Annotated in this window: 13 protein-coding genes; 6 read left to right on the top strand and 7 right to left on the bottom strand. The window is 46.2% G+C overall.

The features are described 5' to 3' along the window. Positions 1 to 54: 54 nt before the first annotated feature. Complete coding sequence (locus tag FSB75_RS17675; protein ID WP_146790201.1) at positions 55 to 423, bottom strand: hypothetical protein; 369 nt, start codon at positions 421 to 423, stop codon at positions 55 to 57. Between the two features lie 237 nt (positions 424 to 660). On the opposite strand from FSB75_RS17675, the gene FSB75_RS17670 reads away from it, so the two are divergent. Together FSB75_RS17670 and FSB75_RS17665 are read left to right on the top strand one after the other, a co-directional pair. Beyond that, on the top strand, positions 661 to 1,371 hold the full coding sequence (locus FSB75_RS17670) for a polysaccharide deacetylase family protein (protein WP_172623205.1): 711 nt from the start codon (positions 661 to 663) through the stop codon (positions 1,369 to 1,371). After that, entirely contained in the window at positions 1,372 to 2,685 is a 1,314-nt protein-coding gene (locus tag FSB75_RS17665) for a glycosyltransferase family protein (RefSeq protein WP_146790197.1), read from the top strand. It abuts the gene before it with no gap. Between the two features lie 119 nt (positions 2,686 to 2,804). On the opposite strand, the gene FSB75_RS17660 is transcribed toward FSB75_RS17665, so the two are convergent. Together FSB75_RS17660 and FSB75_RS17655 are read right to left on the bottom strand one after the other, a co-directional pair. Then, positions 2,805 to 3,296, bottom strand: a complete 492-nt coding sequence (locus FSB75_RS17660; RefSeq protein WP_146790195.1) for an SET domain-containing protein — start codon at positions 3,294 to 3,296, stop codon at positions 2,805 to 2,807. Positions 3,297 to 3,730: 434 nt separating this feature from the next. Beyond that, positions 3,731 to 6,208 (bottom strand): M1 family aminopeptidase, encoded by a 2,478-nt coding sequence (locus FSB75_RS17655; protein ID WP_227990627.1) that lies wholly within the window; start codon positions 6,206 to 6,208, stop codon positions 3,731 to 3,733. Between the two features lie 203 nt (positions 6,209 to 6,411). Between FSB75_RS17655 and FSB75_RS17650 the strand changes: the two genes are divergently transcribed. Next, complete coding sequence (locus FSB75_RS17650; RefSeq protein ID WP_146790191.1) at positions 6,412 to 6,621, top strand: hypothetical protein; 210 nt, start codon at positions 6,412 to 6,414, stop codon at positions 6,619 to 6,621. A gap of 23 nt (positions 6,622 to 6,644) precedes the next feature. Here FSB75_RS17650 and FSB75_RS17645 read toward each other — a convergent pair whose 3' ends face one another. Beyond that, positions 6,645 to 6,860, bottom strand: a complete 216-nt coding sequence (locus FSB75_RS17645) for a hypothetical protein (RefSeq protein WP_146790189.1) — start codon at positions 6,858 to 6,860, stop codon at positions 6,645 to 6,647. Positions 6,861 to 7,027: 167 nt separating this feature from the next. Between FSB75_RS17645 and FSB75_RS17640 the strand changes: the two genes are divergently transcribed. After that, entirely contained in the window at positions 7,028 to 9,376 is a 2,349-nt protein-coding gene (locus FSB75_RS17640; protein WP_146790187.1) for a S9 family peptidase, read from the top strand. A gap of 37 nt (positions 9,377 to 9,413) precedes the next feature. Here FSB75_RS17640 and FSB75_RS17635 read toward each other — a convergent pair whose 3' ends face one another. Next, entirely contained in the window at positions 9,414 to 10,871 is a 1,458-nt protein-coding gene (locus tag FSB75_RS17635) for a ligand-binding sensor domain-containing protein (RefSeq protein WP_172623204.1), read from the bottom strand. Between the two features lie 203 nt (positions 10,872 to 11,074). Then, on the bottom strand, positions 11,075 to 11,887 hold the full coding sequence (locus FSB75_RS17630) for a GLPGLI family protein (RefSeq protein ID WP_146790183.1): 813 nt from the start codon (positions 11,885 to 11,887) through the stop codon (positions 11,075 to 11,077). 121 nt (positions 11,888 to 12,008) lie between these two features. On the opposite strand from FSB75_RS17630, the gene FSB75_RS17625 reads away from it, so the two are divergent. After that, a complete protein-coding gene (locus tag FSB75_RS17625; RefSeq protein ID WP_146790181.1) occupies positions 12,009 to 13,487 on the top strand; it encodes a sensor histidine kinase in 1,479 nt (492 codons plus the stop codon). Here the strand turns inward: FSB75_RS17625 and FSB75_RS17620 are convergent. Then, positions 13,422 to 14,069 (bottom strand): transposase, encoded by a 648-nt coding sequence (locus FSB75_RS17620; RefSeq protein ID WP_146790179.1) that lies wholly within the window; start codon positions 14,067 to 14,069, stop codon positions 13,422 to 13,424. The two genes, FSB75_RS17625 and FSB75_RS17620, sit on opposite strands and share 66 nt — an antisense overlap. Before the next feature lie 294 nt (positions 14,070 to 14,363). On the opposite strand from FSB75_RS17620, the gene FSB75_RS17615 reads away from it, so the two are divergent. Then, complete coding sequence (locus tag FSB75_RS17615; RefSeq protein ID WP_146790177.1) at positions 14,364 to 15,047, top strand: response regulator transcription factor; 684 nt, start codon at positions 14,364 to 14,366, stop codon at positions 15,045 to 15,047. Positions 15,048 to 15,066: the final 19 nt, after the last annotated feature.

The following is a 15,066-nucleotide window of genomic DNA, read 5'->3' as shown; positions in this document are numbered from 1 at the left end:
AAAACGGTTTGGTTAAAACCATCGACTGTAAACGCAAGAGGCGACTGGCACAAATCATTTACAGCGCCGAAGAATTTTTGTCATGGCCGCCGTATCCTTTTGAAGACCGGCAATGGTTGTACTGTCGGTATTGCCGTATTTCTGTTTAATCCCTTCCATTACACACTTGCAATGCGCATAGGCTTTTGCATCGCCTAACGTGGTTTTGCTTGAGGCCTTGCTGCTTTCAACGCAGGCATCAATAAAGCTTAATTCGGCTTCTCTTTCCAGCGAGTCGCGGCTTAAGGTCTGGTGGATGGCGGTATCATCCTTTGTAACTTCATTGGCCGTTGCCGTATTCGAATTGTTGGTACAAGAAAGCAAAACGACGCCGCTGATAAGGCTTAAGAAAACGGGCACAAAGCGAAAAGAAATCGTTGTCATGAATTGCATGGTTTTTGCCCTAAGGCCTGCAATTTGAGTACCAGCAGCCGTTGCCGTAAAACTTGCATCGGCCAAATCGCGTCAACTGATTTTTTTCCGGTGTACGAGAGGCATTTACAGTTAAAAGATATTTTTAAACAAATCCTGCTGGCCTGGAGAATTAAAAAGCCTCAACAGTAAAAAACATTATTTTAGTAACCCATGCACCCGTTAACCCCAATAGTACCACCCCTTGCCATGCTTCACTGCGTTTCCGATTCAGCGGGAGGCTCACTGGCTAATTGGTACATTAGCCGGAAGGCGTTTTTGCAATTGCTGGATACCTTAGAAGAGGCACAGTACCAAACCACGCATTTTGCCGAATTAACAGAGCAAAAAAAGAGCGGCGGTTTTTCCCGCAAGGTCATTCTTACCTTCGACGATTGTGCGAAACACCTTCTGGACTTTGCCGTACCCGAACTCGTCAAGCGAAAGCTGAAAGCGGCTTTTTTTATGCCCACGGCTTACATTGGCGGTTACAATGCCTGGGATGTGGAAAAAGGCGCCGAAAGAATGGAACTGATGAACGAGGAGGACTTAAAAGAGCTGGTGCGCCTGGGCATGGAAGTGGGATCGCATTCGCATCACCACGTTCAACTGAAAAATTTATCGGGCACGGAAAAATTAAGACAGGAAGTAAGACTGAGCAAAGAACTTTTGCAAGACATTACCGGCCGGCCCGTTTACTCTTTTGCTTATCCTTTTGGCTCGGTGCCAGATGACTACCGAACCGTTTTATCATCGGCCGGTTACCACTACGGGTTAAGCATTTACCAACCCTTTGAAACAAAACTGGCCTTGCGCCGGTTTGGCGTTTATGAAAAAGATACACCGGCTACGTTGCGCAAAAAGCTTTCCGGCCGCTACCGCTGGATGCGAACGCTGTACGACGCAGTTAAAAAAAACTGAGTGAAAAAGGTTCTGATTATCTCACCCCATTTCCCGCCTGTAAACGCACCCGACATGCAGCGTGTGCGCATGAGTTTACCTTATTACAAAGACTTGGGATGGGAGCCTGTAGTGCTTTGCGTGGACGATAAATTTGTTTCGGGTTACAAGGATGCTTTGCTGAACGAAACCATTCCTTCCGACGTTGAAGTGCACAAGATAAAAGCCTGGCCCGAAAGCTTCACGCGGCGTCTCGGCATTGGTAGTTTGTCTTTGCGCTCTTACTATCATTTTAAAAAAGCGGGCAGTAAGCTTTTAAGCCAACGCGAATTTGACCTCGTGTTTTTCTCCACCACGCTTTTTCACGTTTGCGCATTGGGACGCTATTGGCAAAAAAAATTCGGGGTGCCGTTTGTGGTGGACATGCAGGATCCCTGGCGGAACGATTTCTTTCTTACCAAACCCAAATCGCAACGGCCGCCCAAGTTTTGGTTAACTTATTTGTTAAACAAAAAACTGGAAGCCTACACCATGCCTTACGCCGCGGGGCTGATGTCGGTTTCGCAAGCTTATATTGATAACCTGAAAAGCCGTTATCACGCCCTTGACAGCCGGCCTTCGCTCCTGCTTCCTTTTGGTCTTTCGGACAAAGACTTTCAGTTAGTGCAGCAAAAAAATATTACACCCGAAATCATCAACGGCAAAAAAATAAGCGTGGTGTACATGGGCGCCATCAACAAATTTTTTCTGCCGTTGATAAAGGCTTTCTTCATCGCGTTCAAGAAAGCAGTACCCAATACAGAGGCCTATCATTTTTATTTCATCGGCACCAATTATTCGATGTCGGTCAATAAGAAGCCGGTGGAAAAAATCGGGAAGGAATTAAAGATCGAACACCTCATTACCGAAGTGCCGCAGCGCATTCCTTACTTCTCGGCGCTTTCCACCATCATGCACGCCGACATTCTTTTTATCCCGGGATCTTCGGACGCGGACTACAATGCTTCGAAGGTTTACAACAACATCTTTTCGGGCAAACCAATCTTTTCCATCTTCAACGAAAAAAGCCTTGTAAAAGAAGCCATCAACGAAACGGCCGCGGGTGTGGTGGTGGGCATCTCGGAAACCGATACGCAGGAAACACTGGTGCAAAAAATTGAGGAGGCTATGCCGCATTTTATGCAACTGCACCAAAAGAAAGTAGAGTTAAAACCGGGTCCTTTAAAAAAATATCTGGCAACTTCCATGGCTGAACAACAAACGCGTTTTTTCGCGAGGGTACTGAGTTGCTACGTAGCGCCGTTTTTGGTATTGATGGACGGTTGTACGGTGTAAGAAGAGAATGACGAGTGATGAGTAACGAATGCGTTCCTAAAGTTAGAGGCCGTTCAATTGTGATTACGCATCTGCAAGCACATCAACATCACTCATGATTCATTATTGATTATTATTCATTATTTCGTTGCCTTCTTTTTCACAGCCGCCTTTTTCTTTGTCACAGCTTTTTTTGTCATGCCTTTTTTCACCGGCCATTTGCCGTCGGCCCGCAGGTTTTCTTTCATCACGTCCCAGTAAGGCTTTGTGTAATCCACCAGTATTTCGGCGCCTGCCGGGATGTCTTTTGTGGTTTCAATAAACGCACGGTTGCCTTCGTTTACGTACACGCCGTTATTGGTAATGCCCTTAATGCGGGTTAATCCTTTCGCGTCGTTTGCATAACGGGCATGAGCCGAAAGAGTGCGTCGTGCGTCAATGACGTTGTTGCGGTTAATGGTGTAGATGTAATAGTTGGTGGAATCATTTTTCACTTCTTTCCAAACGGTTCTTCGGCCTTTGTATTCGACAACGCGGGTGCCTTTGGGAATGTCAATCTTTGTAAACAAGCCTTTGCCTGCGCCGGGGATGGTTGATTCTTTTACAAACAAATACTTTTCGAGTAATGCCATAATCTGTTGTTTATACGTGCCGGGCCGCTTGGAGCGGCCCGGCACGTGAGTCGCAAAGAAAAAGAAATAATGAAAGGCAGATAGAAAATTTTATACCGCAGCCTTGCCCCGCAGTTCACCGTTCAACCCGACCGCTACAGTATCGGCTCTCGCTTGCCATCCGGTGAGGGGAACTGGGCGTTGTGCGTTTTGATGAATGTGCTGTGAGAAAAGCAGCTGTGCACAGAAGTCTTGTACCCAGCATGACAAGTGAAAGGCGGTGCCGCCGGTAAAGACTGAGTATTGAAGAATGATTCCAAGATGATGACTAAAGTTCTGAACGATGAAGAGTGCGACGCAACGGACTATGAGAGTAGTTATGCAGCCGGTAACACAAAAACAAAAGTGCAGCCTAAAGACTGCACTTTTGGGGAATGACGTGTCATGCAAAAAACCTAGAAACCGCTCTTGTTGTCTTTCGGCAATTTGCTGTTTAGGTAATTCACTTGCTCGGTTAATCCGTTTTCGGTTTTTTCCTTTTGTACTTCACGAAGGGCCGTATAGATCTGCGGCATCACCTGCCCGCGAATGTTTTCCGGAAGGGCGGTTTCCAATCCCAGAATAGCATCTACGCCTTTTTTAAAAATTTCGGTGTCCGGCGTAGCGCTTATCAATTCAAAAACACCGCTGAGCGCCTGAAACTTTTTCTGTCCAAAAGGCATGGCTTCGTAATCAGAGAGCAGTTTCAGGGCAGCGCCTTTGTCCCTTGCGCTCATAATGTTTTTTGTCGCCGTTTCAAGCCGGCCTTTTACTTTTCCTTTCACCAGTTGCTTGGCCGCGTCAAAGGCCGCAGTTGTGTCCACCTTGTTCAGCGCTTCCAGCGCAGCGCCGGCAACGGAATAAGACGAATCGTTTACGGCAGCTTTAAAAAGCGGCGCATATTTGGCAAACTTGTATTGACCCAGCTTGCCGATGGCGGCTGCTTTTACTCTCCGGTTCGCATCTTTTGCGGCTTCGGCCAGTGGCGCCTCTGCCGCGTTCTTTACTTGCGCCAGGCTCATGTCAAGATTGCTGATGGCGTAAGCCCGCAAGGGTGCGTAGTTGTCTTTTACCGCCGCCAGCATGATTTGCACACCGCCTACTTCGGCTTGTTTTTTTGTAGCCGCATCAATGGCTTCGCGGCGGTCAACGTAATTGCCGGCATGGTTGTACTGGAAAGCATAATCGTCCAGCGATTTGTTCTCCGTTTTGTCGGCCAGTAAAATTTTATCCGCATCAAAATTTACGAACGAAGGTTTTGAAGAAGCGGGAAAATAAAACGTGTCCACCTTGGCCTTTACCCAAACGTTGTAGCGTGTTGGCGTGTTGCCCGTCCACACGTCAACGCTTGCCGGCAAGGTGAAGATTTTATCGCCTTCCTGCTGTTGCTCTACAATTACCGTTGCCTGCTTGCTTGCTGCATCATAACCGTAAGTAATGTTCAACTTGGGGTTGCCGCTGCCGTAATACCATTGGTTAAAAAACCAGTTGAGGTCTTTGCCGGTTACGTCTTCAAAGGCAAGTCGCAGTTGTTGTGCCTCGGCGTTTTTATACTTGTACGTATTGAGGTAAAGGTTGAGCGATTTAAAGAAGGCGCTGTCGCCAACAAACTTGCGCAGCATTTGCAAAATGGCGCCGCCCTTGTTATAGCTCACCGCATCAAACACGTCTTCTTTGTCGTTGTAATAAAACCGAACGAGGTTTTTGTTTTCGCTGTGGCTGCCCAAGTAGCCTTTGGCTGAATTATAGCGTTCTTCATTGCCGGCATCTTTACCGTAATGGAACTCGTTCCAAAGTTGCGAGCCCAGTGTGGCAAAAGATTCATTCAATGTAATATTGCTCCAGCTTTCGGTGGTCACGTAATCGCCAAACCACTGGTGAAACAGTTCATGGGCAATCACATCTTCCCAGCGGTTGCGTTCCGATAGTTCCCTTGCATCTTGTTGAGCCCCTTCGCCGTGAAGCGTAGCCGTTGTGTTTTCCATGGCGCCGCTCACGTAATCACGTCCCACAATTTGCGAATACTTTACCCAGGGATAATCAACCCCTGTAAGTTTGGAAAACAGCGCAATCATCTCCGGTGTGTTGCCAAAGATGCGGCGGGCCACCGGTGCGTATTCCTTCTCAACGTAATAGCTTACTTCCTTGCCTTTGTAACTGTCTTTTATTACGGCATAATCGCCGATGCCGATAAAGAAAAGATAAGGCGAATGCGGCTGGTCCATCTTCCAGTAATCGGTGCGGGTTCCGTCGCTGTTTGTCTTTTGCGAAACCAATTTGCCGTTACTCAATGAAACGTATTTGGCCGGAACGGTCAGGTAAAATTCATCCGTTGTTTTTTGGTTCGGCTTGTCAATCGTCGGTATCCAAACCGACGTGGCTTCCGTTTCGCCTTGCGTCCATATCTGTGTGGGCTTTTCTTTGTCTTCGCCCAAAGGATTTATAAAGTACAAGCCTTTTGCATCGGTGATGGCGGCACTGCCTTTTGCCTTAAACTCGTTTGGCTTAGCGGTATAGGAAATGTAGATTGTGTAAGGCTCGGTGTTGCGGTAGGTCTTGTCAAGATGAACGTTCAAAAACAAACCGTCATAATCGTATTTCAGTGAATTGTTCTTCACTCCTTTTACCACCGCTACTTCATGAATGTCCATGCCTTTTGCATCAAGGCGAAGCGAATCAGTGGGATAAAAATGCGGCTTCAGGGTAATCCAGGTTTTGCCGTTAAGCTGTTGCTTCTGGTAATCGAATTTTGCGTCAAGTTTTGTGTGAACAAGATCGTTTATGCGTTCGGCCGTAGCGCGGTAAACCGGCGAAACACCGGGCTGTTTGTCGCGCTGCGTAAAACCAAGCGTTGCAGAAAGAGAAAAAAAAGATAGCAGGAGAATGCGTTTCATATTCATCGTTTAGGGGTACAAATGTAAAGCAACGGGAATGAGGAGAGCGGCCCTAAAATCTTTTCGTTTTACGCTTCCGGTAAAAATCCCACACAGTGGTTTTACGTAGTTTTTCTAAATCTTTTTCCTTAATTACTGTAAACGGCAATTTCTGCTTGTGCGGACAAAACACCCCTTCTATCTTAGCCGTCAATCTTAGAATTATGCATATACAGATGCAGCTCATGATGTACATTGGCAACGACCTGATGGAAGCCGTTCCGCTCGACCGCGAGCAAGTACCGGTTCCGGGTTACCTTGGAAACATCAAACGCCGGTTAAAAGAAAAATACAAAGACGCTTTGCAAAATGCTTCGCAGCCAGTTGAGTTTTTGGTGGTACCGCCGGTGATTGAAACAGCCGTTAGCGAATAACCAAAACAAACAGGCAGCACAGGTTATTCGTTCCTTCTCGATTTCTCGGCCGGATGGTCAAAATGGGATGCATTTAATTTTTTGTAGATGACCGTAGAGAGTTCGCCAATCTGGTGCCGGAGGTCACTTACGTCCTCCCAGGAAGAGCCAGAAAGAAGCCGGTTTTCCAGTTCCTTGTTTTCGTCCCTGTAAAGGGTTTGCAGTTGCTCAATATCCAGTTTCCACAAATCTTTCTTCACGGCAAAACGTTTAATAAAACTGAGCAGCAAAAACAATTCCGTTTGTAAAAGGAAAGAGAGAAAAGTTTTGCCCAACGTAAAACAATTTTCATCGTATGCGGTAACGGAGTGCAAGGCTGAACCCGCTTATCTTTCCTTATTTTAGCCGCTTTACAAGTTTTGCTGTTATGAAAAAGATTGTCTTTTCCCTGTCGCTGCTTTTGTTTTCCACAATTGTTTTTGCGCAAAAAAACCTGACGCCTCTCACGGTTGAAAAAATCATGCGTGATCCCAAATGGATGGGCACTTCGCCATCCAATCCTTATTGGAGCGCTGACGGACGCTACTTGTTTTTTTCCTGGAACCCCGACAAGGCCGAAAGCGATTCGCTTTATTACATCACACTAAGCGACAGAACACCGAAGAAAGCAACGGTGCAAATGCAGCAAAACATTCCTTCGTTTAACAGCATCGTGTACAACACGGCGAAAACGGCTTATACTTATACCAAAGACGGCGATCTTTTTTACGTGGACGCCCAGAAGCGTGAACACCGCGTTACGCAAACAGTGGAAGCCGAAAACTCGCCGCAGTTTATTGAACGCGATGCGAAGATTGCTTTTACCCGTGCGCAAAACATTTATGCTTTTGACATCGCCTCAGGACTCACGGCGCAGCTTACCAATTTTGTACGCGGCACGGCACAAAAAGAAGCGCCGCTGAACGCACAGGAAAAATGGTTGAGCCAGGATGCCTTGCGCATGTCGCAAGTATTGCGTGAAAGAAAGGCAAGAAGAGATTCAGCAGAAGCCATTGCCAAACGCAGCAAGCCTAGAGAATTGCGCAGCATTTATACCGAAGACAAGAACGTATTTGGCAGCGTTGTTTCTCCCGACGGACGTTTTGTTGCGTATCGTTTGTTCAAACCCGCCAACGCGAAGAACACCATCGTGCCGAACTACGTTACCGAAACGGGATTTACAACCGACATTAACGGAAGAAGTAAAGTAGGTGCGCCGCAAAGCGCAACTGAACTATACATTTTCGACAGAGAAAAAGACACCGTGCTTTTGGTAAAGGCCGACGGCATCCCGGGACTTTATGATTTACCCGATTACGTAAAAGATTATCCGTCGAAAGACACAGGAAGAAAAAAACCAATGCCGAGAAGTGTGAATTTTCGCGGGCCGGTTTGGAACGACGAGGGAACAAAAGCCGTTGTTGATGTTCGCTCCGCCGATAACAAAGATCGCTGGATCATGTTGCTCGATCCGGCAACGGGCACGTTGAAAAATATTGACCGTCAACGCGACGAAGCCTGGGTAGCCGGTCCCGGAATTTTTTCTTCACCCATTTGGACAGACGAGAACAATATTCTTTTTCAAAGTGAAGCCGATGGCTACTCGCACATTTACAAGGTGGATATAAATACAGGAACGAAAACGCAACTCACGAAGGGTGCTTATGAAATCAGCAACCTGCAATTATCGAAAGACAGGAAAATAATTTACTACACGGCCAACGACTTGCATCCCGGTGATTACCGCGTTTACCGCATAAGCGTAAACGGCGGTACAGTGGAACGTCTTACGTCGCAGGCGGGCATCAGCCGCTTTACGCTTTCGCCCGATGAGAAAACAATGGCGGTTTTGTATTCCTATTCCAACAAGCCGTGGGAGTTGTATTTGCAGGAAACAAAAGCAACCGCAAAACTTCAGCAGATAACGAACCTCGCAATGTCAGAGGAGCTCAAATCCTATCCGTGGCGTGACCCGGAAATTGTAACGTTTACCGCACGTGACGGCGCAACGGTCTATGCACGGTTGTACAAACCTTCAACACAGGCCGCAACAAAACCCGCAGTAATATTTGTGCACGGCGCTGGCTATTTGCAAAACGTGCACAAGGGCTGGAGCACTTATTTCCGCGAATACATGTTCAACAATTTGTTGGCCGATGGCGGCTATACGGTGTTGGACATTGATTACCGCGGCAGCGAAGGCTACGGCCGCAATTGGCGCACGGGCATTTACCGGCACATGGGCGGAAAAGATTTGGACGACCAGGTTGACGGTGCAAACTATTTGGTGAAGACTCACAACGTTGATCCAAAACGCATCGGCATTTACGGCGGCTCGTACGGCGGCTTTATGACCTTAATGGCCATGTTTACGCAGCCCGGTGTTTTTGCCGCCGGTGCGGGCCTGCGCAGCGTTACCGATTGGGCGCATTACAACCACGGCTACACGTCAAACATTTTGAACGAGCCTTACAACGACAGCCTTGCTTACAAACGCAGTTCACCCATTTATTATGCCGAGGGCTTGAAAGGCCACTTGCTCATGTGCCACGGCATGGTAGATCAAAACGTACATTTCCAGGACATCGTTCGTATTACGCAACGACTGATTGAATTGGGAAAGAACAACTGGGAACTGGCGGTTTATCCCGTGGAAGATCACGGCTTTGTTGATCCAAGCAGTTGGACCGATGAATACAAACGGGTATTGAAGTTGTTTGAGGAGGTGCTGAAGTAAGCAACTTATCTTACACCTTTTTGCAAAATCAGGAAAATTATTTTTTCCTGAGTCTCATCATACCGTTAAATGTCGATGCATATATGTTACCCTTCGAATCCTGCGATAGATCAAATGTATATGAACTAGGCACTTTGGAGTTTAAGTTGTGATAATTTTCCCACATATCTTTTAGGTCAAATCTTACTAGGCCAGCATCATTTGTTCCAATCCATAAAACATTTTCAAACTTGTCGAACAAAACTGAATTAATTGTGTTAGCAGGAAGACCTGAGTTTGTATCGTTGTAATGAATCCATGTTCCGTCTTTTCGAAATACAGCGATACCTGCTCTGGGTCTGTCTCGAACCGGACTGCGCTCATAATCATAAAGTCCGAAATAAATATTACCATCGCTATCTTCAACGGCCTTGGATATACATATTTGATTTAACGGCGTCTTACTCTGATTGAATTCAGTAATGCGATTGTTTACATCGATCATGATAGAACCTTTGTATGTTCCAACCCACAACCTCTGCTTTTTATCTTTATAGGCGTAAAGAATTTCATTTGAAGGAAGTTGCTTGACTCGCTTTTGGTTAAGCAGACTCCATTGATCATTATGATAAATTACCAAGCCCTTGTTTGTACAAAATAGAACTTCACCGTTTTCGACAGCTACTATGTTTCTTGTCCATCCAGATCCGGTTTTTGTCGAATCAACCTTCGTCCAGTTACCATTGTTGAACTTGTAAATTGAATTGTTTGACGAAATCCACTTGTTGTTTTCGTTGTCCACTGCAATTGCACTGATTGATTCTTCTTTTTCAAAAGGCGAATTACTTTTATCGAGTCGAATTATTTTATTTCCGTCAAACCGAACAATACCGTTATATGTTCCATACCAAACAATATCGTTTTTATCTACAACGGAATGGATACTCATGTTATTTGGCAGCGAAGAACTTTCTTTTTGCAAGACTGTGATTTCATATAAAGGCAGCGATACGTTTTTGTATTTGTAATGCTTGTTGAAAATTTCTGGTGTTCCAGGGTTGCTCATGTTCTCGCTCATTGCCTTTGTGTCGACTCGTTGTATGTATCCTGCCAACTGTCCGTTTGACACTTCAAATACGACATTTATAGAAGAACTTGTTGCCTTGTTAGCGTCTTTTGCAGGAAGCCATTTACAGCCATTTAATAAAACAATTAAATCCTTGGATATTTGACTGTTCATAGCATCTGTGTGGCTAATTACGCATCCCTTTCCGAAAGAATCAACTAAGACCTGAAACGCAACGCTACCCTTGCCGTTTTTAAAATTGTACTTCGCATTTATTTTGTTGGATATATCCTTGAATGCATCGGCATCGTAGGTTGCCTGTACCTCTCCACAATCCAAACAGAATTGAGAAGTGTTACAGCCTTCGACTTTCTGTGGAAAAACATTTTGTGCTTTGGCTTTTGAAAAAAGGGAAAGGGAAAGCAGTAGGGCTTTGGCAGTGCTGTTCATACTACGTTGAATTGATATTATTTTTAGATTGCGCCAAACATAATATAAAAGAGATACTAATTCAAATAGCAGCTTAATGCTGTTAGCGATAAGAACGCAGAAAAGAACGACACAACAAAACTTCATGGCAACAATGAAGGGCATAAAAAACCTCAATCAGCAACAGCCAATTGAGGTTTGCAAAAAGTATTTTCAAAACTTTCTTACTGCATTCTAAACCTTGCTCCCTGCGGCATGTTCTTCTGCATTTCTTCCATCATCTTCTCTCTTTCCTTTCCAAACTCCGCGGCGGTTAATTTCTTTCCGTCGTTGGGCACTTTTATCTTTTTGGGGTCAACCTTTGGCGAAAACTCAATGGCTTTCGTTACACTTTGCCCGTTGTTTACATCAAGCTCCAAAATCAATCCGGGCAATTGTCCGGCGTAGTTCGGACCCGCGGGCACAGGAACCTCGGTCGTGTACCAGGCAATTACTTTCGCCGTGTCCGCTACCATCTCGCGTTTCATCTGCCCGTTCTCCATCGTCATGCGCGGACGCTGGTTGATGGTGGTGGCCGTGGCTTTGTGTGCGGTAAAGTTTAAAACGGGTTTTGTTTCCTCGCTTAGCTTCCATTGCAGTTTCGTGAGCGTGTCGGTTACTACAAAGCTTTTGTCCATAATCTCGCGTTGGTCTATTTGCGTGGCCCTGGCAAAATCAACGTAAGTAGTGGTGTTTTGTCCGCCGCGCATTTGAATCATCATGCCCCCGGCAGCAAACGTTTGATTGCCTCCATCGTCCGCCGCATTGGGCAGAAATTGGTAGAGCGAATGTTCGGGTGTGAACAGCAACTCAAATTGATCGGTGCGGCTCTTGGGAAGGTTAGCCATCTGCGCCTGAATTTCGGGAGGCAGGTTGCCGCCGCCAAGCCGCAGGTTGCTTAACTGCACGGTGCGTTCGTACACCACTTTTCCTTCCTTGGTTTGCGCTTGTGCAAACAGGCCAAAAGCCGTGGCGGTTATCAGGAAAAACTTTTTCATGTTGATTCGTTTATTCAAAAATAAGTGCAAGCGTTTGGCTTCGCGTTAACCGCCGTTGAAACAGGGTTAATAATCGTTAAGGAAGTGACGAACGGCAAACGAAAGAGTTATTTTTGTTTGAATGCGCACAATGATGAACAAACGGTGGTTGCCTGCCTTGATGGTGCTGACCATTTTGGCCATTGCCGGCTTCCAGGTTTACTGGCTCAGCAAAACCTACGAGCGGGAAGAACGTACGCTGGACCGCAGCACCAACATGCAGTTTCGGGAAACGCTGCTGGGTTTGCAAGCCGCCAAACTCAAGCTCGACAAGCTTGCCTCCGACTCGGACAACGCCAAATTCATTTTTGAAAACGAACTGAGTGCAAAGCCGCGCCACCTGCATGTTTTCCCCAAAGAAAAAATGATCAGCATGATGAACGTCATCATGCAACGAACCAGCGACAGTACAAACCGCCGCGTAATGATTCGCACACACGGCGACAGCCTGCAGGTGTTCAACCGGGTTATGTCGCCGCGCCAAAACCGCATCCTGCAATTCTTGTCGGATGTGGATTCGCTGCAAGATTCCATCCGTGTAAAAGAAGTAGAAGCCGCCTACCGCAAACGGCTGACCGAACAAAAGATAGACGTGCCGTTCCGCGTAAGCCGCGTAGAAACAAAAGACAGTTCCGACAAACCCGTTTTCAACGAAGTAACACTTGGCTTTGCGCACCCGATCACGTACCGTCTCAGTTTAGAAAACACATCGCCTTATTTACTCAAACGCATTTCGTCGGCCATCTTGTTTTCGGTGTTTTTGGTAGGCTTTACCATTTTGTCTTTCCTGCTTTTGTACCGCAATCTTTTGCGTCAACGCAAGCTAGCCGATATCAAAAACGAATTCATCTCCAACATCACCCACGAATTAAAAACGCCCATTGCTACGGTTAGCGTGGCGCTTGAGGCCCTGCGCAGTTTCGGCGCTTCAATGAATCCGCAAAAAACAAAAGAGTACCTCGATATTTCGGCCAACGAATTGCAACGGCTTTCGCTGCTGGTGGACAAAGTTCTGAAGCTTTCGATGTTTGAAAAGAAAGAGATTGAATTAAAATACGAACCCGTAAACCTGCGGCAATTGGTGGATGAAGTGGCGGCTTCCATGCGGCTGCAATTTGAAAAACGCAAGGCCGTCGTCAACATTCATTCGGAAGGCGAAACAACGCTGGAAGGTGACCGCTTGCACCTGCAAAGCGTGTTGTTTAACCTGCTCGACAACGCCCTGAAATATTCAACCGACAAGCCGGTAATTGATGTGAACGTGAACGATGCCGGCGATGCTTTGCAATTGACGGTGGCCGATAACGGCGTGGGCATTCCGCCGGAATACCGCCAACGCATTTTCGAAAAATTCTTTCGCGTGCCTCACGGCGATGTACACAATGCGAAAGGCTACGGTCTTGGTTTGAGCTACGCGGCGCATGTGGTGGAACAGCACAAAGGCTCCATTGCGGTAGAAACGAACGAGGGCGGCGGCAGCCGGTTTGTGATTGTATTACCGAAAAGCGAAGCGGCGTTTTCCTTTCGTTCTTTCAAGCGGGAAGGAAGCCTTCAGGGGTGAGCGGTGTAAACGGATTGCTTTTGCATGATGACAACAGTGATGGCAGTACCTTATTCCCTTAGTAGCAATCAACAATTGAAGAGAGGACACCTTATTACCTTGGTAGAGTTTCCACGTTCTCGCATCACTAGCCCGTTTCCTTATCTCCCATTTAATCGTTTGTTGGTAATGCTTTAAGAACGCATTGTATTCTTCTGCAAAACTCACTTTCTTGTGATGCTCTGGCTGAGCCAAAATGTATTTGCAAACCTTGTCTACATCGGATTTTGAAACCGAAAAGGCGGACGCGGATTGTTGCCACGCAAACAAACCTTGACACAAAGAATTCTCGTTTATAAATTTTGCAGAACTATCTGTAACAATAGTTGCCATATCTTCTTCTGACAGATGCGGTGAACGAGATAACAAAATGTGAACGTGTTCCGGATTAGCGTAAATGCTGTATAATTTTGAATGATGGTTGTTTACAATTCGGGTGATGTACTTGTCTATTCGTTCGCGGTGTTTTTCTTGAATTATGGGGAAGCGGTTTTGTGTCGTAAAAATGAGATGCGTGTAAAGGTTGTGGTATTCAATTCTCATAACAGCAGTTTAATAAGCGAATAAGGTTGGTTAGGCAAAATATGCGCCTCTCTACTAAGGTAATAAGGTTTTGTTTGTATGATTCCTCCTTACTACAAAGGAATAAGACTAGTTTCAAAATCAATGCGACTACTAAGGTGATAAGGTCTGCAAACAGGTGACGTAAACCTTATCATCTTAATAGTACTGTATATCCTGTGATGGACTAAACCTTATTACCTTATTTACGTTTGCTTAAAGATTGCCTTGAGAGTCTGCGCACGAATCCACAATCTTCTTTCCTAAATTTATCGCATGAAGAAAACAAAAGTCTTGTACGTGGAAGACGAAACCTTTCTTGCCAAGATCGTCAGCGAAACACTGGAAAGCCGCGGGTACGAAGTAGTGCTGGAAGAAGACGGCGGCAAGGCTTTTCAAAGGTTCTCCGAAATCAAACCTGATGTCTGCGTACTCGACATCATGCTGCCCAACAAAGACGGCTTTACCATTGCCGATGAAATACGCGACAAAGACACCGACGTGCCGATTATTTTTCTGAGTGCCAAATCGCAAACAGCCGATGTGGTAAGCGGCTTTAAAACCGGCGCCAACGATTACATCCGCAAGCCTTTTAGCATGGAAGAACTGATTGTGCGCATCGAAAATGTGCTGCGACACAAGATTGTTGCAACCGGAGAGCAGGACGAAGTGAACATCGGCGCTTACACCTTCAACATGAAGCGGCAAACGCTCAATCATCCCGACGAAGGCCGTAAGCTTTCTTATCGCGAAAGCGAATTATTAAAACTGCTTTACGAGAACCGTGACAAAATTGTTGAGCGCAGCGAAATCCTCACGCTTCTCTGGGGCAGCGATTCGTTCTTCAACAGCCGCACGCTGGACGTGTACATCACCAAGCTTCGCGGCTATTTAAAACACGATCCCGCCATTGAAATCATCACCATCAAAGGCATCGGCTACCGTTTTGTAATGGGTTAGTGGCACAGCTTTGGCAACA

Origin of the sequence: Flavisolibacter ginsenosidimutans, from assembly GCF_007970805.1 — a bacterium.
Classification (GTDB): domain Bacteria; phylum Bacteroidota; class Bacteroidia; order Chitinophagales; family Chitinophagaceae; genus Flavisolibacter; species Flavisolibacter ginsenosidimutans.
The sequence above is the reverse complement of the archived record's forward strand: the minus strand, read 5'-3'. Positions and strand labels throughout refer to the sequence as shown.

Coding starts and splice junctions, on each gene's coding strand:
- FSB75_RS17630 (WP_146790183.1), bottom strand. CDS start 11,887: ATGAAAAAGTTTTTCCTGATAACCGCCACGGCTTTTGGCCTGTTTGCA.
- FSB75_RS17625 (WP_146790181.1), top strand. CDS start 12,009: ATGCGCACAATGATGAACAAACGGTGGTTGCCTGCCTTGATGGTGCTG.
- FSB75_RS17675 (WP_146790201.1), bottom strand. CDS start 423: ATGACAACGATTTCTTTTCGCTTTGTGCCCGTTTTCTTAAGCCTTATC.
- FSB75_RS17655 (WP_227990627.1), bottom strand. CDS start 6,208: ATGAAACGCATTCTCCTGCTATCTTTTTTTTCTCTTTCTGCAACGCTT.
- FSB75_RS17620 (WP_146790179.1), bottom strand. CDS start 14,069: ATGAGAATTGAATACCACAACCTTTACACGCATCTCATTTTTACGACA.
- FSB75_RS17615 (WP_146790177.1), top strand. CDS start 14,364: ATGAAGAAAACAAAAGTCTTGTACGTGGAAGACGAAACCTTTCTTGCC.
- FSB75_RS17660 (WP_146790195.1), bottom strand. CDS start 3,296: ATGGCATTACTCGAAAAGTATTTGTTTGTAAAAGAATCAACCATCCCC.
- FSB75_RS17640 (WP_146790187.1), top strand. CDS start 7,028: ATGAAAAAGATTGTCTTTTCCCTGTCGCTGCTTTTGTTTTCCACAATT.
- FSB75_RS17650 (WP_146790191.1), top strand. CDS start 6,412: ATGCATATACAGATGCAGCTCATGATGTACATTGGCAACGACCTGATG.
- FSB75_RS17670 (WP_172623205.1), top strand. CDS start 661: ATGCTTCACTGCGTTTCCGATTCAGCGGGAGGCTCACTGGCTAATTGG.
- FSB75_RS17635 (WP_172623204.1), bottom strand. CDS start 10,871: ATGAACAGCACTGCCAAAGCCCTACTGCTTTCCCTTTCCCTTTTTTCA.